21 protein-coding genes are annotated in these 19,512 nt (G+C 58.3%); 8 read left to right on the top strand and 13 right to left on the bottom strand.

The features are described 5' to 3' along the window. Nucleotides 1-72: 72 nt before the first annotated feature. Nucleotides 73-1,296, bottom strand: a complete 1,224-nt coding sequence (srmB, locus tag GWQ29_RS12710) for an ATP-dependent RNA helicase SrmB (RefSeq protein ID WP_005320462.1) — start codon at nucleotides 1,294-1,296, stop codon at nucleotides 73-75. Nucleotides 1,297-1,424: 128 nt separating this feature from the next. Between srmB and GWQ29_RS12705 the strand changes: the two genes are divergently transcribed. Then, nucleotides 1,425-2,135: a methyltransferase gene (locus GWQ29_RS12705; protein WP_275919569.1), complete on the top strand. Its 711-nt coding sequence runs from the start codon at nucleotides 1,425-1,427 to the stop codon at nucleotides 2,133-2,135. Nucleotides 2,136-2,320: 185 nt separating this feature from the next. Beyond that, the gene (brnQ, locus tag GWQ29_RS12700; RefSeq protein ID WP_265463165.1) at nucleotides 2,321-3,634 is read left to right on the top strand and encodes a branched-chain amino acid transport system II carrier protein; all 1,314 of its coding nucleotides are present in this window, start codon (nucleotides 2,321-2,323) and stop codon (nucleotides 3,632-3,634) included. Between the two features lie 75 nt (nucleotides 3,635-3,709). Here the strand turns inward: brnQ and GWQ29_RS12695 are convergent, their stop codons facing one another. The 3 genes from GWQ29_RS12695 to zur are packed head-to-tail and all read right to left on the bottom strand — an operon-like array spanning nucleotide 3,710 to nucleotide 4,854. Then, nucleotides 3,710-3,940: a hypothetical protein gene (locus GWQ29_RS12695; protein WP_265463166.1), complete on the bottom strand. Its 231-nt coding sequence runs from the start codon at nucleotides 3,938-3,940 to the stop codon at nucleotides 3,710-3,712. A 4-nt stretch (nucleotides 3,941-3,944) separates the two neighbouring features. Beyond that, nucleotides 3,945-4,406, bottom strand: a complete 462-nt coding sequence (locus tag GWQ29_RS12690; protein ID WP_005320452.1) for a chemotaxis protein CheX — start codon at nucleotides 4,404-4,406, stop codon at nucleotides 3,945-3,947. Further along, nucleotides 4,396-4,854 (bottom strand): zinc uptake transcriptional repressor Zur, encoded by a 459-nt coding sequence (zur, locus tag GWQ29_RS12685; RefSeq protein WP_265463167.1) that lies wholly within the window; start codon nucleotides 4,852-4,854, stop codon nucleotides 4,396-4,398. Before zur ends, GWQ29_RS12690 begins: the two co-directional genes overlap by 11 nt. Nucleotides 4,855-4,992: 138 nt before the next feature. Here zur and dusA point away from each other — a divergent pair, with 138 nt between their 5' ends. Next, nucleotides 4,993-5,979: a tRNA dihydrouridine(20/20a) synthase DusA gene (gene dusA, locus GWQ29_RS12680; RefSeq protein WP_058395320.1), complete on the top strand. Its 987-nt coding sequence runs from the start codon at nucleotides 4,993-4,995 to the stop codon at nucleotides 5,977-5,979. Between the two features lie 2 nt (nucleotides 5,980-5,981). Continuing rightward, nucleotides 5,982-6,131 (top strand): hypothetical protein, encoded by a 150-nt coding sequence (locus GWQ29_RS12675; RefSeq protein WP_021140465.1) that lies wholly within the window; start codon nucleotides 5,982-5,984, stop codon nucleotides 6,129-6,131. An 85-nt stretch (nucleotides 6,132-6,216) separates the two neighbouring features. On the opposite strand, the gene GWQ29_RS12670 is transcribed toward GWQ29_RS12675, so the two are convergent. Both GWQ29_RS12670 and hupA read right to left on the bottom strand, forming a co-directional pair. Beyond that, the gene (locus GWQ29_RS12670; protein WP_005320448.1) at nucleotides 6,217-6,642 is read right to left on the bottom strand and encodes a hypothetical protein; all 426 of its coding nucleotides are present in this window, start codon (nucleotides 6,640-6,642) and stop codon (nucleotides 6,217-6,219) included. Between the two features lie 101 nt (nucleotides 6,643-6,743). Continuing rightward, a complete protein-coding gene (gene hupA / locus GWQ29_RS12665) occupies nucleotides 6,744-7,016 on the bottom strand; it encodes a nucleoid-associated protein HU-alpha (protein ID WP_005305063.1) in 273 nt (90 codons plus the stop codon). 341 nt (nucleotides 7,017-7,357) lie between these two features. Here hupA and GWQ29_RS12660 point away from each other — a divergent pair, with 341 nt between their 5' ends. Beyond that, nucleotides 7,358-7,840, top strand: a complete 483-nt coding sequence (locus tag GWQ29_RS12660; RefSeq protein WP_005320446.1) for an Rsd/AlgQ family anti-sigma factor — start codon at nucleotides 7,358-7,360, stop codon at nucleotides 7,838-7,840. Between the two features lie 102 nt (nucleotides 7,841-7,942). Then, on the top strand, nucleotides 7,943-8,323 hold the full coding sequence (locus GWQ29_RS12655) for a PilZ domain-containing protein (protein ID WP_005320440.1): 381 nt from the start codon (nucleotides 7,943-7,945) through the stop codon (nucleotides 8,321-8,323). Between the two features lie 92 nt (nucleotides 8,324-8,415). Here GWQ29_RS12655 and radA read toward each other — a convergent pair whose 3' ends face one another. After that, on the bottom strand, nucleotides 8,416-9,780 hold the full coding sequence (gene radA, locus GWQ29_RS12650) for a DNA repair protein RadA (RefSeq protein WP_005320438.1): 1,365 nt from the start codon (nucleotides 9,778-9,780) through the stop codon (nucleotides 8,416-8,418). 100 nt (nucleotides 9,781-9,880) lie between these two features. On the opposite strand from radA, the gene GWQ29_RS12645 reads away from it, so the two are divergent. After that, nucleotides 9,881-12,259 (top strand): PilZ domain-containing protein, encoded by a 2,379-nt coding sequence (locus GWQ29_RS12645; protein WP_275919568.1) that lies wholly within the window; start codon nucleotides 9,881-9,883, stop codon nucleotides 12,257-12,259. A 46-nt stretch (nucleotides 12,260-12,305) separates the two neighbouring features. Here the strand turns inward: GWQ29_RS12645 and GWQ29_RS12640 are convergent, their stop codons facing one another. Next, nucleotides 12,306-13,211 carry an alpha/beta fold hydrolase gene (locus tag GWQ29_RS12640; protein ID WP_275919567.1) on the bottom strand — a complete coding sequence of 302 codons (906 nt, stop codon included), beginning with the start codon at nucleotides 13,209-13,211 and terminating at the stop codon, nucleotides 12,306-12,308. A 55-nt stretch (nucleotides 13,212-13,266) separates the two neighbouring features. Then, nucleotides 13,267-14,277 carry a phosphoserine phosphatase SerB gene (serB, locus tag GWQ29_RS12635; protein ID WP_275919566.1) on the bottom strand — a complete coding sequence of 337 codons (1,011 nt, stop codon included), beginning with the start codon at nucleotides 14,275-14,277 and terminating at the stop codon, nucleotides 13,267-13,269. 119 nt (nucleotides 14,278-14,396) lie between these two features. Between serB and GWQ29_RS12630 the strand changes: the two genes are divergently transcribed. Continuing rightward, on the top strand, nucleotides 14,397-15,014 hold the full coding sequence (locus GWQ29_RS12630) for an AhpA/YtjB family protein (RefSeq protein WP_021140887.1): 618 nt from the start codon (nucleotides 14,397-14,399) through the stop codon (nucleotides 15,012-15,014). 74 nt (nucleotides 15,015-15,088) lie between these two features. On the opposite strand, the gene deoD is transcribed toward GWQ29_RS12630, so the two are convergent. From deoD to deoC, 4 genes are all read right to left on the bottom strand, one after another. After that, on the bottom strand, nucleotides 15,089-15,805 hold the full coding sequence (deoD, locus tag GWQ29_RS12625; RefSeq protein WP_005320418.1) for a purine-nucleoside phosphorylase: 717 nt from the start codon (nucleotides 15,803-15,805) through the stop codon (nucleotides 15,089-15,091). 77 nt (nucleotides 15,806-15,882) lie between these two features. After that, on the bottom strand, nucleotides 15,883-17,091 hold the full coding sequence (locus GWQ29_RS12620) for a phosphopentomutase (RefSeq protein WP_021140886.1): 1,209 nt from the start codon (nucleotides 17,089-17,091) through the stop codon (nucleotides 15,883-15,885). 13 nt (nucleotides 17,092-17,104) lie between these two features. Further along, nucleotides 17,105-18,436: a thymidine phosphorylase gene (gene deoA, locus GWQ29_RS12615; RefSeq protein ID WP_275919565.1), complete on the bottom strand. Its 1,332-nt coding sequence runs from the start codon at nucleotides 18,434-18,436 to the stop codon at nucleotides 17,105-17,107. A 106-nt stretch (nucleotides 18,437-18,542) separates the two neighbouring features. Next, nucleotides 18,543-19,316, bottom strand: coding sequence for a deoxyribose-phosphate aldolase (gene deoC / locus GWQ29_RS12610; RefSeq protein WP_059112476.1), 774 nt, complete (start codon nucleotides 19,314-19,316; stop codon nucleotides 18,543-18,545). Between the last annotated feature and the right edge of the window lie 196 nt (nucleotides 19,317-19,512).

Raw genomic sequence — 19,512 nt, 5'->3', positions numbered from 1 at the left:
CGCGCTACTTCCCCATCCAGGATCCACTTGGCAAAACGGCCATCCGAGGATGGCCGTTGCTGCAGGTATGGCTTACTTCTTTTTCTTCTTGGCACTCTTCTTCTTGCCATCCTTCGGCTTTTTCTTCTTCACCGGCACTCGTGCTTCTTTGTGCTTGGGACGCAGCTCGTCGATCACCCGGCGCTTGAGACGCTCCTCGGTGTAACGCTCAATCTTGGCGACCATGCCCATGTCGTGAGCTTCCACCAGGCTGATGGCGCAGCCACGGTTGCCGGCGCGACCGGTACGGCCGATGCGGTGCACATAGACGTCTGTACCATAGGGCATGTCGTAGTTGATGACATGGCTGACGTTGGGCAGGTCAATGCCACGGGCGGCAACGTCGGTGGCAACGAGGAAGGGGACTTCCCCTGCATGGAACTTGCGGATCGACTCGACGCGTTTGCTCTGTTCCATCTCGCCACGGATCCAGGCACATGGAATACCCGCAGCCTGCAATTGGCCAGAGAGTTCGGCCAGGCGCTCGCGGGTTCTGACGAAGACGATGGCTTTCTGGGTTTCCGGATCCTTGAGGATGTGGATCAACAGGGCCAGCTTGTGGGCGGCGTCATCGGCCAGATGTACCCACTGGGTAATTGGGCGACGTTCGCTGCGGGGCGGCTCGGCATGGAGTTCAACCGGCTCGTTGAGGATCTCGTTGGCAAACTTCTCCAGCCCGGCCCCTTCCAGAGTCGCAGAGAACAGCATGGTGTGCTTGCGATAGCGCGCCTCCGCCACTATGCGATTCACATCCTTGACAAAACCCATGTCCAGCATGCGGTCCGCTTCATCCAGCACCAGCACTTCGATGTCGTGGCTCTCGAACTCTTCTTTATCTATGTACTCGAGCAGACGGCCCGGAGTAGCGACCACTATGTCGGTGGTCTTGGTCAGGGCAGGCAGCTGCTCTTCGTGGCTGACGCCGCCAATGATGGTCTCGATGCTGAGGTTGGTGTGCACCGCCAGCGCCTTGGCGTGGGCAGTAACTTGCAACGCCAGCTCGCGGGTCGGGGTCAGGATCAGCATGCGGCACGGGCCCGGCTTGCGGCGCGGGAAATCCAGCAGATGTTGCAGGGCAGGCAGCACGAAGGCCGCCGTCTTGCCGGTACCGGTCGGAGCGGATGCCAGAATATCGCGGCCGTCCAGGGCTGGCTCCAACACCATCTGCTGGATGGTGGTCGGGCGGGTGAATCCCATCTCGGCCAAGGCCCGGTTGAGGGCTGGATGCAGGTCGAAATCATCAAAGGACTGGCTCATGGCAATACTCGGTCATTAAGGAAACGGCAGATTATAGGCGATTATGCCGTCGGCTCCTATGGTGACTGTGGCTTAGTCGCTATAATCGCCGACCATTTTGTGTGTAACTGGCATATGGCAGGGGTCAGATGGGACGAAACAGCGGCTTTACCTTCAAACAGTTTCACGTCGAGCACGACCGCTGCGCCATGAAAGTCGGCACGGACGGCATACTGCTGGGCGCCTGGGCACCGGTGACCGACACCCGCCGGGTGCTGGACATAGGTACCGGTAGCGGCCTGGTTGCACTCATGCTGGCCCAACGCAGCAGATCCGACTGCATCATAGATGCGGTGGAGCTGGATATGAATGCAGCGACTCAGGCCAGAGAGAATGTGGCTGCCTCCCCCTGGGCAACCCGGATCAACATCATGGAGGGCGCCATTCAGGATTATCAGGCGACCCCCTATGACCTCATCGTCTCCAACCCCCCCTACTTTGGGGCAGGCCAGTCGCTGCGCGACCCGGCAAGGGCACTGGCTCGACACACAGGCTCCCTCGACAGCCGGGATCTGCTGGCCGCATGCGATCGCTTGCTGACCCCTGTCGGACAAGTCGCGCTGGTGTTGCCGACCGCCATGGCCGATGAAATTTTATGCATCTCGGCAGATTATGATCTGCATGGGGTTTGTTATACAGCTGTTATCACCAGAGCAGGGAAAGAGGCAAATCGTGTTTTATTGCTACTTGGCAGAGGATTAAACAGGTGTGAGCAGGGTGATATTGTGATCCATTCTGCTGGGGGAGCCTATTCCGACAGATACATCCAACTGACCTACCCCTTCTATTTGAAGATGTAAATTTCGTCTTGAACTATTTTTTCACGCCATTATGCTGACTCTCAAACGAGCGCCCGCTCCAGACCAGCTCAAACCACTGGTTGTGATGAAAAAACACGCGGGGCTCCTTTTTTTTACCCCTGAACAACGCCGGTCACTGACCAATAAAAAACTATAACAAGCAATAGTTTACAAGACAGACGAGGTTGAACTTGACGAAATCACTCACATTATCCGATGTACTCGGATTGGGCTTCATGACCTTTGCGTTCTATCTGGGCGCCGGTAACATCATTTTCCCGCCATTGGCAGGCTACATGGCAGGTGAGCACCTCTCCCTGGCCATGCTGGGCTTCTTGGTCACAGCCGTGGGCCTGCCCCTCATCACCATCATTGCCGTCGCCAAAGCGGGCAATGGCTGGGCTGGCATGACCAAGTTGCTGCCTGCCGGTCTGGCAACCGCACTGGCCGTGGCCATCTACATCATCATTGGCCCGGCTTTTGCTGCCCCCCGTACCGGTCTGGTGGCCTATGAAATGGGCCTCAAGCCCTTCATCGGTGATATGGGTCAAGCCGGTCTTGCCGCCTATACAGTGATCTTCTTCGGCATTGCCATACTGGTCTCCCTCAATCAGGGCAAGCTGATGGATAACATCGGCAAGTACCTGATGCCACTGCTGATGGTGCTGCTGCTGACCCTGGCCGTCGGCGTCTTCGTCGCGCCGCAAGGCACAATGCCAAGCGCCACCGGTGACTATCTCGAGGGCCCGTTCGTGAAGGGGATCCTGGAAGGCTACAACACCATGGATACCCTGGCTTCCCTGATGTTTGGCGCCCTCATCATCGATCTGTTGCGCCAGAAGGGGATCAACGACTACAAGAGCCAGTTCAAGTATCTGGCCATTGCGGGTGTTATCTCTGCCATCGGTCTGTCCGTGGTCTATATTTCCCTGTTCCAGCTGGGTAATACCGCAGCCGGGGTTGCCACCGACGTCAGCAATGGCGGCGCCATCGTGAACGCCTATGTGCTGAGCCTGTTCGGTCAACCGGGTCAGTTCATTCTGGCCGGCATCATCACCCTGGCTTGCTTCACTACCGCAGTGGGTCTCATCTCCGCCTGCTCCGACTTCTTCCACAATCTCACTGGCATGAGCTACAAGAAGCTGGTTGTCCTGCTGGGTACCATCTGTGCCATCGTCGCCAACGTGGGTCTGAGCCAACTTATCAGCCTCTCCATCCCTGTGCTGGTCGCCATCTATCCGGTCGCAGTGGCTCTGGTGCTGGTCACCTTCCTGAAGGGATACTTCGGGCGCCCTCGCCTGGTGTTCCGTGGCGTACTGCTGGTGGCATTCCTGTTCGGTTGCCTGGATGGTCTGGGTGCTGCCGGCATGAAGATGGATGCCTTTGCCTTCCTGCCACTGTTTGACAAGGGCCTGGCCTGGTTGCTGCCGACCCTGCTGGCCTGTGGCCTGGGCATGGCGGTGCGCTCCAGCGAGAAGCTGGCTGCCGAAGCCGCCTGACAACAATTTGTTCCGATATAAAAAGAGGCCAGCATATGCTGGCCTCTCTCTTTTCTCTGATCCGTCACCACAACATCAAAGCAGCGGGACTACCGGTTTGGGTTTGCCTTCCAGGCCATACCAGCGCGTCTCGATCCGACCGGCATGCCACTGAAACGTGCCCCAGGGCCTGTCTGCCTGCCAGCGCGGAAAACTCACCACCACCTTGTTGTCATCGTACTTGTAGAGCGAGGTGTTGATCTGGACATCAGACAATATGAGTAGCAAGACCCCGCCGATGACAAGCCATTTCAGCACTTTCCACATAGGATTACTCGAAACAGATTTCGATGGTGGCCCGACCGTAGTCTGACTCGAACGGCATCATGATTTTGGTGCCGTCGGCCCTGTGGGTAATAGTGTGGTTGGGGCCCGAAACTATGATGGGGGTCGCCATATCAAACTCGTAGCCCTTCTCTCCCAGCATGCGCTTGGCGCCGCCGGTCACCATGTTGGTGATCTCGCCCACCATGTCGGTCACTTCTTCGTTGATGGTCGCCGGAGCTTCACCCAGCATGCGGCGCATGATCTCCAGTGCCAGTCCCTTCTCGAAACTGATGGAGAGGGAACCCCGGGTCTGCGGACCGACCATGCCGATAAGACCAGAGACATCGCCGCGCGCCAGTTCGTCCATCTTGCGCTTGGGTTTCCCTGGTCTGAGCTCCAGCTGTGCCATGGTAGAAAGCACATTGAGCAGGGAAAGCAGGAATGGGTTTACAAAATCAGCCTTCATGATGACTTCCTACAGTGGGCGTACAGCGAGCACATTGTCCATGTGCCTCTATTGTCTTATTGGTAATAGTAAAACCATGCTGATGGGCCTGCTCGGAAAACGCGCTATCGATGGCAGTGTCATGAAGCTCTACCACATCCCCGCACTCGTCACAAATAAGCAACTGCATCGGATGGGCATGGTCAAAATGACAGCAGAATATGAAAGCGTTGAGCGACTCCACCTTGTGGGCAAAACCCTGCTCGAGCAAAAAGTCGAGCGCTCGATAGACAGTCGGCGGCTTGGCATGAGCCTCGGTTTGCTGCAGTTGAGCCAGCAGATCATAGGCGCTAATGGCGTTGCCGTGGGCAGCCAGCAGAGTGAATACCTGGCGCCGGGTAGGGGTGAAGCGGATCCCGCGTTGTTCGCAGAGTCGTTCGGCTCGTTGTAAAAGTTGGTCTTGATTCATGATCACGCAAATACCCTTTCTATTAGCCGGATACTACCACAGGGCCTCGCATGGCGCGGCGACAAAATTCATTTTCTGGGGCTGCCTCACGTTGTGATAAAATCCCGCCCCTTTGTTTAGCCAACCCGGATGATTTTTATGCAGGCGCAGCGTTTTTCCATCGCCCCCATGCTGGACTGGACCGATCGGCATTGCCGTTATTTCCACCGTCTGATGACCCGCCAGACCTTGCTTTATACCGAAATGGTGACCACGGGTGCCATCATCCATGGTAAAGGAGATTATCTGGGTTACAGCGAGCAGGAGCACCCCGTCTCCCTGCAACTGGGTGGCAGCAATCCGGCGGATCTGGCCCACTGCGCCAAGCTGGCCCGGGAGCGCGGCTATGACGAGATCAACCTCAACGTCGGCTGCCCGTCGGATCGAGTCCAGAATGGCCGCTTCGGTGCCTGCCTGATGGGTGAACCGGCGCTGGTGGCCGACTGCGTCAAGGCGATGCGCGATGTGGTCGATATCCCGGTGACGGTCAAGACCCGGATCGGTATCGACGATCAGGACTCCTACGAATTTTTGCAGGCCTTTATCGAGCAGGTGCGCGATGCCGGTTGCGATACCTTCATCGTCCATGCCCGCAAGGCATGGCTCAGCGGTCTGAGCCCACGTGAAAACCGCGAAATCCCGCCGCTCGACTATCCCCGCGTCTATCGGGTCAAACAGGATTATCCCGAGCTGACCATAGCCCTCAACGGCGGAGTCACCAGCCTCGAGCAAACGCTGGAACATCTGCAGCAGGTGGATGGGGTCATGATGGGGCGTGAGGCCTACCAGAACCCCTACATACTGGCGCAGGTAGACAGTCAGCTATTCGGTCTGGCGAGCGAGATCCCGAGCCGCCATGAGGTGGTGCGAATGATGCTCCCCTACATGGAGCAGGAGCTGGCCAAAGGCAACTACCTCTCCCACATGACCCGCCACATGCTGGGCCTGTTCCAGAACATGCAGGGAGCCCGTGCCTGGCGTCGTCACCTTAGCGAGAACGCCTGCAAGCAGGGCGCCGGCATTCAAGTCGTGCTGGATGCCATGGCCAAGGTACCGGAATTCGCCAGCGCCGAATCGGTAGAGTAATCATGTACCGCTTCACGGGTTCATGGCTGCACAAGGCAGTCGTCCGGCTCTGCGCCGGACTGTTGGCCATCCTCGGCATCAAGCTCAGCGCCTTCTACTTTCTCGGTCTGCTGATCGTGCTGGGCCTGCACAAGGATCATTTGCTGAGCTGATCCTTGTCACCTCCCTGCCAACCAATGAAAAAGCGGGTAACACCAGGTGTTACCCGCTTTTCTCTATGGGGCCATCGCTCCTGAGCTACTCCCCCTTGTCCACAAACTGCAGTTCGGGCGCAAATGATGTCAGTACGTCGGCACAGTAGTCCCAGGTCGAGATGCGATAGTGCTGTAAATCCTCATCCAGATGCAGGCCCTCCGACTCCTGATGGAACCAGCTGGCGAAACGGGACGGGGTGATGAGCTGGATCTGCTCCTCGATGGCATGGCTCTCCTTGCCTTCCGACAGATCACAGTCCTCCATGACCCGAACGGCGAAGATATGACGAAAATAGACTCGACACAGGATCTGTGGCGGCAGATCGATACTGCGCGCCCGACCCAGCATGACGGTCAGGGAATCACTCCAGATATCCTGATGAAGCTCGGCCACAACCAGGCCTGGGGGGAGTTGGCGGGACGGAGCCCAAGGTACGGCAACCTGCCGAATGGCATTTTTCTGTTCCATCATCCACCTCACTACGGCGCACGCCATATCTTGAGTGTATCTGAAACAAATTCCGCTGACGATGGCAATAAAAAACCCGGCTGGCGCCGGGTTTTACACGATTACTTGACGGCGTCTTTCAGCGCCTTGCCTGCCACAAAGGACGGCACATTCGCGGCTGCAATCTGGATTTCTTTACCAGTCTGCGGGTTACGACCAGTACGGCCAGCGCGATGGTTCACCTTGAAGGTACCAAAACCCACCAACTGCACGGCATCGCCTTCTTTCAGGCTCTGGGTAATACCATTGATGATCTCTTCCAGAGCCACTTTGGCCTGAGCTTTGCTCAGATCTGCTTTGGCTGCAATTGCATCGACAAGTTGAGCTTTGTTCATAACATTTCCTTTATGATCGGGCATTTAGCACCGGGCCACTCTATTCAAAAAAAAACACTCAGGCAAAGGCTTTATCAGCCAGATTGGCTTGAATGCTGGGGTTTTCATCAAGATCTGCGGAAATAGTCACATATCTCGCCACTTCGTTATCGTGAGCGACAGGAAGGGGAGAACAAATGATGACGTCTTGTAGCCAAAACACCACCTGACGTAACAATATCCCCATACACCTATTGACGGTCAACCGGATTTTCCCTAGTTATAGGGAGTGTCGTCAGTCAATAAGAAAGGCCGGAGGCCTGTAGCGATAGCACTCCATGCCTATGCCCCACGGAGGGATTATGTTAACTGAACTGGAAAAAACAAAGCGCGCATTGGCAGGAAAACACCGTGCTATCGATGACTGGCTGGATGCCAGGCAGGCACTGCTGGTCGAATACATGCGGCTCGCCGGGCTGACCCCCGCCCGCAACAAACAACGCTCACTGCCCAGTCCATCCGAGCTGCAACGCTTTTGCGATCAGCTGGTCGACTACGTCAGCGCCGGTCACTTCGAGATCTACAACCATGTGGTCGCCGCCTTTGAACAGGCCAGCGGTGACAAGCTGGAACTGGCCAAGCGCATCTATCCCCACATTCGGGAATGCACTGAATTCGCACTGGAATTCAACGACAAGTACAGCAACGCAGACGAAGCTCAAATGTTGCTGCTTGATGAGGATTTGAATCAGTTGGGACCTGTACTGGAGGATCGCTTCAAACAGGAAGATCGGCTGGTCAAGGCACTGCAAGTGGTAGAGTCACTCAGCGCCCAACGAGTTTGATATCCAATTTCGGAGCCAGTTCAAGATCCTGATGCGCAAGGTGCATTACACTCTATGTCATGACCTTATAGCGCTAATCCCTATTGCTGACAGGAGATGATAATGTCCGAGCGTCGACGTTTCTCACGGATCCTCTACTTGACCATGGCCGACCTCGTCCAGGGAGATAAAACATGGCGGACCCAACTGGTCGATGTCTCTCTGCAAGGGGCGCTTCTGATCCGGCCCGATGACTGGGAGAGCCGTGATAACAAAGAGTACGAACTCGGCTTTGTCCTGAGCGGCAGCGACATCGAGATCAAGATGCAGGTGGAGCTGACCCATGAAGCCAGCAAGAAACTGGGGTTCTACTGCCACCATATCGATATCGACAGTGCGACCCACCTCAAGCGGATGATAGAGCTCAATGTCGGCGACGAGGACTTGCTCCACCGTGAACTGGAGCAGCTGCTGGACGAGCACCTGGAACATCCTCATCCCTGAGCCCCAGTCCAGAATCAATAAAAAGGAGCGCCAGTTTGCGCTCCTTTTTATTGCTGAATCTTCACGCTGTGCAAACTGCGCTGGATGGGGGGTTACAACGCCTCAAGCGCATCTGCCAGTTTCTTCACCGGTACCACTTCCATCCCCTCGATGGGGTGCTTGGGTGCGTTGGCATAGGGCACTATGGCACGGCGAAAACCGTGTTTGGCCGCTTCCTGCAACCGCTCCTGACCGGACGGCACGGGTCGGATCTCGCCGGACAGACCCACTTCGCCAAAGACCACCAGATCCTTGGGCAGGGCCTGGTCACGAAAACTGGAGACCATGGCCAGCAAGAGAGCCAGATCCGCACTGGTCTCTTCAACCTTGACGCCCCCCACTACGTTGATGAAGACATCCTGATCCGCCATCTGCAGCCCGCCGTGACGGTGCAGCACGGCCAGCAGCATGGCGAGCCGGTTGTGATCCATTCCCACCGCCACCCGACGCGGATTGGAGAGCTGGGAGTAATCCACCAGCGCCTGCAGCTCGACCAACAGTGGCCGGGTGCCCTCCCAGATCACCATGACGATGGAGCCAGGCGCTTGCTCTTCACCCCGGCTGAGGAAGATGGCTGAGGGATTGCTCACCTCGCGCATGCCCTGCCCCGTCATGGCGAACACGCCGAGCTCGTTGACGGCACCGAAGCGGTTCTTGTGGGAGCGCAGGGTGCGAAAACGCGAGTCATTGGCCCCATCCAGCAGCACTGAGCAGTCGACACAGTGCTCCAGCACCTTGGGGCCTGCCAGGGTGCCGTCCTTGGTGACGTGGCCCACCATGAAGATGGCGACATGATTCTGCTTGGCATAACGGGTCAACAGGGCCGCGGCCTCCCGCACCTGGGAGACGGAGCCGGGAGATGACTGCACATCCGCCACATGCATTACCTGGATGGAGTCGATGACCATGATCTGCGGCTGCTCCTGCTGAGCTATGATGCAGATCTGCTCGACGCTGGTCTCCGACAGCATCCGCAGCTTGTCAGTGGGCAAGCCCAGCCGGCCGGCGCGCATCGCCACCTGCTGCAACGACTCTTCACCCGTGACATAAAGGGTCTTCATCCGCTCGGCCAGACCACACATGGTCTGCAGCAGCAGAGTGGACTTGCCCGCCCCCGGATTACCGCCGATAAGAATGGCAGAACCCGGCACCACACCACCGCCGAGCACCCGATCCAGCTCCTTGAAACCCGAGGAGAAGCGGGGGATCTCTGTGGTGGCGATCTCCGCCAGCGTCTGTACCTGACTGCCGATGGCGCCAGCGTAGCCGGTATAGCGGGCGTTCTTGCCCGGCGTCACCGACCCCAGACGAACCTCGGTAATGGTGTTCCACTCCTTGCACTCACCACACTGGCCTTGCCAGCGTGTGAAGTCGGCACCACATTCGGTACAAACATAGGCAGTTTTATTTTTGGCCATGGATAACTCGGGGACAGGATGAATTCCTGCTTGATATACTTGTTTGCGACCGACAGATCAAACCCAGAATCGGAAAAATGACTTTCCGTGGCAGGAACACATGGATTCAGAACAACAACAACACCTGATCGAACAGCTCATTCCTCTGCTCAGAGAAAAAGATTTCGATGACATCTTCAACCGCCTGACTCAAGGTGAAAACAGCAACAGCCGTTTTCTGATCAAGATGGAGATCAAGCGCAGATGTACTCCCTGCCGGCGGGTCATCGACATGCGTGACGAGCTGGGAGACGCCTGCCTGGTGCATGAGTTTGAAGGGGTCACCCACTTCATGCCTGCCGAAGCTATCGGCCTGTTCCAGTCCCAATGCTATCTCTATCGCGATCTGTACACTCTTGGCGTGTACGAGACGCTGCAATATTGGCAGAAACACCACCAGCACAAGAGCGACCATCAGTTGCAACCGCCCACCAGCCCATTTCGGCAGTTCGACGTCAATGCCATTCCCTTCGCCAGCTACTATGGTCGACGTCAGGAGCGAATGCACTTCAGCTCTCCCGTGGTGATCAAGTTTGCCGATGGAGAAAAGCTGTTTGCCAAGAGCTCGGATCTCTCCATCGGCGGCATTCGCGTCTCGGTCTCCTATCTGCCCAATTACCAGACCGGTGCCCAGGTCGAAGTCTTCTTTACCGGCCTGGAACGGGACCATCCCAACCCAGTGCTGCACCAACCGGTCAGCTACCAGATTTTGGGAGAGGAGAGCAAGGAAGGAAAATATTGGCTGAGGCTGGTCAAGACAGGTGAACACCCGGGCTTTGATGCCTTCCTCACGGAATTTATCGAGAGCAACAAGAGCCGCTATCGGGTCAGTGTCGACTACCTGCTGTCGGCAGCCATCATCAAGGGCTACGAGCAGTTCTACCTGCCTCGCATGACCGGCATGCCGCTGTTCTTCGGCTCGGGAGACAGCCCCAGCCTCGAGATTGCCCTTCGCACCGAGAATAACCAGCACATCCTCGAATACTGGCGCGATGCCAAGAACCGCGACATGCTCGCCAGCCTCTTTTCGGCAGCCCGTATGCAATCCCTGCTGCCCGCAGCGGGTACCTTGCGTGAGACCCTGATCTACTGCTTCACCCACTCGGTTCGCAGCCACCTCTATTTTTTCTCCGCCACCCGGGAAGAGTTGCAGCAAAGCGGCCTGACCTCACTGTTTTTCCAGGTTGGTGCTCGTCGGCCCAGCTGGCGCGTCTATAAATTCAGCCTCGAACGCTGCGCGCTGCACGAGGCCGATCTCGCCAGCCAGCAAAACCAGGAGAACCTGCAGTTGCAGGACATGCTGCTGCAAGAACGGCTCAAGCAGATAAGCCATGTCGGCTTGTTGCAAGAGATTGGCCTTGAAAACCAGCGGGAAGAGTTTCAATACGATGCCACCTTGCAGCACAACGCCAACGAGTTGCAGCGCTTCGGCCACGATACCGGGGCGGCCCCCTTTGAAATCGAGACGCTGCACTATGTTCAACTGCGCAAAGAAGCACGCTACATCCACAAGACGGCCGTTGCCATCAAGCATAATGGCAAGGCTTGGCTAGGCTGGACCCGCGACATCTCCGCCCACGGCATGCAGATAGAGCTGGAAGAGGCGATCGATGGCGCGAAAGACGACATCGTCACCATCGCCTTGCCCCGTTTGCAGGAGCTCTCCAAGAGCATGGACTTGCAACACCTCTCCTACCGGCTGGTCAGCATCAACCAGACACGGACTGTGCTGCATCTCTGCATCGAGGGGGACCCGGAGCGCCATACCGGCCGCCAGTTCTTCAGCCTGCTGATTGAAAGCAACCAGAACAAACTCAAGGCTGCGCAGGAACAGCGCCGTTATCGCGGCATGGCCAGGGCGCTGCGCAACATCTACACCCACCATGTCTTCAGTACCCCTGTGTACATCAACAAGCTGAGGGGCGCTCCAAAACCGGCCTCCATCGGCCATGCCCCTCATACACGCAGCCTGTCACGTCTACTGCGGGCCTATGCCGAGCGCAGCGATCAAGACAACCTCTATCCCCTGTTCCAGGGAGACCTGCTCAAACAGCTGGTCATGAACCCGCTGCGCGCCATCGAGCGGGAGGACAAGCCCCAGGAGGAAGAGGTCTATATCGCCAGCCTGCATACGCCAGCCGGCCTGCCCGTGTTTACCAGCCGACTGGCCAGCAGCTTTCAGAGCCTGGCGGAAAAACGCAGCTTCATTGAACAGGCCTTGCGCCAGGGGGAGTTCTACTCTGTGCTGGTCGGCATCTCCCGCACCGGGCGACCCGACACCAACTTCATCGCCAACGAGCTGGACTACATCGCCAAGTTCGCCATTCACAAGGCCAAAAAGCTGGAAGAGGAGCTGTGGAGCGTGGTGGGGGTAGGCGAGCTGACAGATACCAGTCAGGCCACCCTGTTCAGGCTCGGCATCACTTCGCCGCAACACTGAACCCGCCTGAACGAAACAGGGCGCAACATGCGCCCTGTTTTTATTGTCATGCCGCCTGCGGGTTGAGCAGCCACGCGAGGATCTGCGGGAAGTGATCCTCCTGCGCCTGCGGCGCAGTCAGCATATTGATGTGATCGTAATCGAGCCGGTTGCCGTTATCCTTGCCAAGCCGGGTGTGGCGTGCAGCTGACCCCATCTCGGCAGTGAAGCGGCGCACATCGGTCGGGTGACCCAGCACCTTGTCAGCCTTGGCCGAGATCATCCAGAGCGGCGGCCAGTTGACCCGCGCCGCGGCTTCGTCATAGGAAAAGCCGTCGTACGGGTCCTGCCAGGGACCACATTTGACCCAGGGAATCGTCTCCTGCAAGTAGCGCAGCGGCTCGTCATCCGCCCCCATCTTCAGACGGCGGGCCGCCAGAAAACCGGTGCGACGGGCCAGCCAGGGCGCCAGTCGATTCCAGATGAGATCCACCTTCAACCAGCGCTCGGGGTTTTGTACCGATACCCCGCGCTTGGTGCCAAAAAACACCAGGCTGGCGATCTGCTCGATCAGCTCAGGAAAACGTACCAGGGTAGACGCCATGATGACGCCACCCCAGGAGTGGGCCATCCAGTGCAGCTTGAAACCGCTGTGACGCGCCGCAATCCAGTTGTGCAAAGCGGGCAGATCCTCGGTGATCAACTCATGCTGGCCATGCTCCGACTGCTCGGCGATGGCCGGTGTGCTCAAGCCCCGCCCCCGCAGATCGGCCACATAGACCTGATAACCGTGGCGTGCCAGAAAGCAGGCCAGTCCCTTGCCAGATTCGGTGTAGAAGATGCGGCCATTCTCAATGGCGCCGTGCACCATCAGGATCGGCTCGCCATGTACCGCCACCCGCGGCTGTATATGGCGCACATGCAGTTGATGTGCGCCACAGGGGATAAACAGGGATTGCTGTAACAGTTCCATCTCGATGTGACGTCCTCCGTGACGTGGGGTCAGTTGTTCGCGGCTAATCAGGGGGTCAGTTGCGATCCCAGCGGCGATCGCGACAGGCAAGAGCCCCCAGCAGGCAGATCACCCCCTCCAGGTCATGATGGTTTAGGGTGGCCGCAGCCTGGGCCCGCACCAGCGGTTTGGCGTGAATGGCGATGCCGAGTCCGGCCACCCCCATCATTTTCAGATCATTGGCGCCATCGCCAATGGCCACTGTCTGGGCAGGACGAATACCAAACGATGTCGCCAGCTGTTGCAGCACGTCTGCCTTGACGCTGGCATCGACGATGCGCCCGCTCACCTGGCCGGTCAGCTGTGCCCCCTCGACTGCCAACTCGTTGGCGAAGATGGCATCCAGCCCCAGCGCCTGCTGCAACTCACCGGCGAAACGGGTGAAACCGCCCGAGGCGATCGCCACCTTCCAGCCGGCCTGCTTGAGGGTATCGACCATCAGCTGCAGCCCTGGCATCCAGGGCATCTGGGCCGCCACCTCATCGAGAATGGTCACTGATGCGCCCGCCAGCAGGGCGACCCGATTACGCAAACTGTCGGAAAACTCCAGCTTGCCCTGCATGGCGGCGGCCGTCACGGCGGCAACCTGATCTCCCACGCCAGCCAGACGGGCGATCTCGTCGATGCACTCTATCTGGATGGCGGTGGAGTCCATGTCCATCACCAGCAAGCCGGGCTCGCTCAGGGTCGGCAGCGCGGACAGATGGCAGATGTCGATGTCCCACTCCTCGGCCTTGAGCAACTGCACCAGCTCGGGGGAGAACCTGTCCGTGCCCAGCAACAGCAAGGGCACCCCGGCTGGTGTGCTCGGCGGATAGAGCTGCGCCTGAATATCCTGCGCCGCCAGCAGCTCGGCCAGACGCGCCAGATGCCGGGCGGCAAGAGGCTTGCCAAACAGCACCAGCCAGGCGCCGTCCAGCGGCTGGGCAACGGGCAGCAAGGCTTGTGGCGTCAGCTGCCACCAGGGGGCGCTGTGCAGGCACTCTGGCCACTCGGACAAGGCAGCGGGTAATTGGGACAACAGCATAGAGATAGAGCCTTCCTTGGTGATCATGGGGTTACAAAACTGGCCCAGAGTAGCGTATTGCTTTTTGTACAGGCAAGCGCCAAGATCCCGCCACCGCTTGTCATCAGGAGGCTCAACGCTTGCGTCATCTTCCCATCAAACGTGTTCTCAGCCTGGGCGCCGGTATACTGCTCGGCCTCTGGGTGCTCGGTGTGCTCATCCACATGCAGAGCGAGAGCCAGGCATCGCTGCACAGCGAGGCGCGCAACCGGGCGCAGGCACTGGTCGCCTATGCTGCCCGCGACATGAAACGCTGGATCAAGGAGGACAAAAACAGCGAGCTGGAACGGCTCGCCCAGGATCTGGCCGCCGAGCCCGAGATCCTCGATGCCACCCTCTATGATGCCCGTGGCATTCCCCTCGCCCAATCGGATCAGGCCGTGCCACTGGACAGCCTGCTCCCCATCGGCGGTGACAACAAGTCGCTGCCTGAGCAGGGCAAGGGACGCATCCAGTTTGTGCAGGAGATACTGGATGAGGAACAGACGCTGGGTTACCTGCGCATCACGCTGGAAGAGCATCAATTACTGGCGGAGAAGGACACCCGGCTCAAAGTGATTCAGGAAAAACAGCGGCTGATGCTGCTGGTGGCGCTGCTGGCCGGTCTGCTTATCTCCTATGGTGTACGCCGCAACTACATGCGGGTGCGCAAACACAAGAAGAAGAGTCCGCCCTCATCGGATACGCCGGCAAGCTGAACCGGCAACAGGACAGTAGGCTCATAAAAAAACGGCGACCCTAGGGTCGCCGTTTTGCATGATGTGAATGGGGATTACTTGTCGCCCAGCAGGACGGAGTCCAGCGCGATTTCGATCATGTCGTTGAAGGTCAGCTGACGCTCTTCGGAGGTGGTCTGCTCGCCGGTACGGATATGGTCGGAGACGGTGCAGATGGTCAGTGCCTTGGCACCGTACTCTGCGGCCACGCCGTAGATACCGGCAGCTTCCATCTCGACACCCAGGATGCCGTATTTTTCCATGACGTCGAACATGGAGGGATCCGGGGTATAGAACAGGTCGGCGGAGAAGATGTTACCCACGCGCACCGGTACGCCCTTGTTCTTGGCGGCTTGCACTGCATTGGCGACCAGGTCGAAGTCGGCGATGGCAGCGAAGTCGTGATCCTTGAAGCGCAGACGGTTGACCTTGGAATCGGTGCAGGCACCCATGCCGATCACTACATCGCGCAGTTTCACGTCTTCACGCACGGCACCACAGGAACCCACGCGGATCAGGGTCTTCACACCGTAGTCGGTGATCAGCTCTTTGGCGTAGATGGAACAGGACGGAATGCCCATGCCGTGGCCCATGACGGAGATGCGACGACCCTTGTAGGTGCCGGTAAAGCCGAGCATGCTGCGCACGTCACACACCTGCTCGACGTTCTCCAGGAAGGTTTCGGCGATGTACTTGGCGCGCAGGGGATCACCCGGCATCAGTACGGTATCAGCAAAGGCGCCATCTTTCGCATTGATATGAGGAGTTGCCATTCTCTTGATTCCTTCACACTAGGTTGAGTTTTATTGTCTTTATTGGTTGCCCGCCACCTGAGTGACGGGCGGGTAAATTACAGGAAGCTGGTACCGTATTCCAATTTCGGCAAACCGTGGTAGGCCGCTATGCTCTGGCCGATGTCGGCAAAGGTCTCGCGACGACCGACGGAACCCGCCTTGACCGGCTTGCCGAAGAACAGCACGGGGATGTATTCACGGGTGTGATCCGTGCCACCCCAGGTCGGATCGCAGCCGTGGTCGGCGGTCAGCACCACCACATCGCCGTCCTGCAGTATCTCGAACAGCTCCGGCAGACGGGAGTCGAAGTACTCCAGTGCATCGGCGTAGCCTTTCACGTCACGACGGTGACCGTAGGAGGAGTCGAAGTCGACGAAGTTGGTGAAGACGATGGTGTTGTCACCGGCCGCTTTCACCTCTTCCAGGGTTCTGTCCCACAGCTCGGTCAGACCCGTGCCCTTCACCTGCTTGGTGATGCCCTGGTTGGCATAGATGTCGGCGATCTTGCCGATGGAGACCACCTGGCCACCCGCTTCTTTCATGTAATCCAGCACTGTCGGCGCCGGCGGCAGCACAGAGTAGTCGTGACGGTTGCCGGTACGCTTGAAGTTGCCCTTGCCGCTGCCCACGAACGGACGCGCAATGACGCGGCCTATGTTGTAGGGCTCAAGCAGCTCGCGCACTATGTGGCACAGCTCATAGAGCTTCTCGAGGCCATAGGTCTCTTCATGACAGGCGATCTGGAACACGGAGTCGGCAGAGGTGTAGAGGATCGGCTTGCCGGTGCGCATGTGCTCTTCGCCAAGGTCATCCAGCACCTGGGTACCGGAGGCATGGCAGTTGCCGAGATAGCCCGACAGCCCAGCCTTCTCGACGATGGCGTCCAGCAGCTCCTGCGGGAAGCTGTTGTGGTGATCCTTGAAGTAGCCCCACTCGAACAGCACGGGCACACCTGCAATCTCCCAGTGGCCGGACGGTGTGTCCTTGCCGGAAGAGAGCTCCTGAGCGAAACCGTAGGCACCGACAACCTCGATATCCTTCTTCAACCCTTCCGGGAAGTAGCCGGAAGCGAGTTCGCCCGCATGGCCCAGACCCAGCTTGTTCAGGTTCGGCAGATTGAGGGCGCCACGGCCTTCAATGTCACCCGCCGCGCAGGCCTTGGCGATATGGCCAAGGGTGTTGGCGCCCACATCTCCGAACTTGTCGGCATCGGCAGCAGCGCCAATACCGAAAGAGTCCATCATCAGAATAAAGGTACGTTTCATGGGTTTTCCCTTGTTACAAATCAGCCAGACCGATGCGACGGTAAACCTCAGGCAACGCCTGGGGCTGGGTATCACCGATCTTGACAGCTGCCTGCACCATGCTGGCAGCCTGAGCAAATTGATCTTCAGTTTGAGCGTGGATCAGCGCGAGCGGCTTGTCAGCATCGACGCTTTGACCCAGTCGGATAAAGTCGGTCAGACCGACGGCGTAATCGAGCATGTCACCCGCCGCGCGGCGACCGCCACCCATGGCAACCACGGCCAGACCCAGTTCGCGGGTATCCATGGCGGTCACGAAGCCGGCATTGGCAGCATACACAGGGCGCACAATAGCAGCCTTAGGCAAGTGACTGTCATAACGTTCCATGAAATCGGACGGACCACCGAGGCCGGTCACCATGCGCCCGAAGATCTCGGCCGCTTTGCCGTTGTCCAGCACCGCCTGCAGTTTGCGGCGAGCATCGGCGTCGTCGCTGGCCAGATGGGCAGAGATCAGCATCTCGGCACACAGGCTCATGGTGACTTCGTGAATGCGCGGGTTGCGATATTCACCGGTCAGATAACGCACCGCTTCACGCACTTCCACCCCGTTACCGGCGCTGGAGGCCAGCACCTGGTTCATGTCGGTCAAGAGCGCTGAAGTGCGGCAGCCAGCCCCGTTGGCCACGGCCACTATGCTCTTGGCCAGCTCTTCGGACACTTCAAAGGTCGGCATGAAGGCGCCTGACCCCACCTTGACGTCCATCACCAGCGCTTCCAGCCCGGAGGCAAGCTTCTTGGAGAGGATGGAGCCGGTGATCATGGCGATGGATTCAACGGTCGCCGTGATGTCGCGTACCGCATAGATGCGCTTGTCGGCGGGCGCCAGATCGCCGGTCTGGCCTATGATGGCCACACCCGCCTCTTTCACTACTTTCAGGAAACGATCGTTGTCGACCGAGGTCTGGTAGCCGGGAATGGCATCCAGCTTGTCCAGAGTACCACCGGTATGACCCAGACCGCGGCCGGAGATCATGGGCACGAAACCACCGCAGGCAGCGACCATGGGGCCCAGCATCAGGGAGACTACATCACCCACGCCACCGGTGGAGTGCTTGTCGACAATGGGCCCCCCCAGATTGAGGTGCTCCCAGTTCAATACCATGCCGGAATCACGCATGGCGCAGGTCAGGGCGACCCGCTCATCCATGGTCATGTCCTTGAAGTAAACCGCCATCGCCAGCGCCGCAATCTGGCCCTCGCCTATGGTGTTGTTGGTAATGCCCTGAACGAAGAATTGAATCTCTTGGGTACTGAGCGCTTCACCGTTGCGCTTCTTGCGAATAATTTCTTGAGGCAAAAACATCTTTCATTCCCTCCGCCATTGCTGGCGTTACCTAAGCCGTTATCCCTGCCCGCACGCCATCTGGCGGGGGCATAACAGGGCGAGCCGCGCTCGCCCTCTCATCAACTTAGTAACCGCTGGTGTTGGCAGGCTTGTCGCCATGCCCCAGCGTGGCCAGCAAGCTGGCCAACAGGCTGGATGCACCAAAGCGGAAGGTGCGGGCGGATACCCAGTCCTTGCCCAGGATTTCTTCAGCCATAGCCAGATACTGACCGGCAACGGCTGCATCCTTCACGCCACCCGCTGGCTTGAAGCCGACTTTCGGGTTCTTGGCCTTGATCACTTCCATCATGATGCGGGCCGCTTCCGGGGTCGCATTGACCGGCACTTTACCGGTGGAGGTCTTGATGAAATCGGCACCGGCATCGATACAGATCTCGGAAGCACGACGGATCAGTGCTTCTTCCTTCAGCTCGCCGGTCTCGATGATCACTTTCAGCAGCGCCTTGTCGCCACAGGCTTCCTTACAAGCTTTGACCAGATCGAAGCCAACCTGTTCATTGCCAGCCATGAAGGCGCGGTACGGGAATACCACGTCCACCTCATCGGCACCGTAGGCGACGGCGGCGCGGGTCTCGGCCACGGCGATCTCGATGTCATCGTTGCCATGAGGGAAGTTGGTCACAGTCGCAATGCGCACGTCGGCGGCACCGATTTCACGCAGAGTTTTGCGAGCGATGGGGATGAAACGGGGATAAATGCAGACAGCGGCGGTCAGGCCAGCCGGTGACTTGGCCTTGCGGCACAGGTCGACAACCTTCTGATCGGTGTCATCATCGTTCAGGGTGGTCAGGTCCATCAGGTTCAGGGCGCGTTGGGCGGCCAGTTTCAGATCAGTCATTCTATTCTCCAAAGTCTCGATTTAATCCAGATCTCAAGGGCGAGCGTCTGCTTGTCGCAACGCAACCAGCAAGACACGACTTCCCAGGATACGGGAATGGAATTACAGCGCGAATGCACAGGCACCATGCAGGCACTACGACTGTAAATAAGGCAAGAGCCCTGTCACTTTCTTACAAAAGTGCGGACTTGGTTCC

Origin of the sequence: Aeromonas sp. 2HA2 (assembly GCF_029237345.1) — a bacterium.
GTDB classification, from domain to species: Bacteria; Pseudomonadota; Gammaproteobacteria; order Enterobacterales; family Aeromonadaceae; genus Aeromonas; species Aeromonas salmonicida.
The sequence above is the reverse complement of the archived record's forward strand: the minus strand, read 5'-3'. Positions and strand labels throughout refer to the sequence as shown.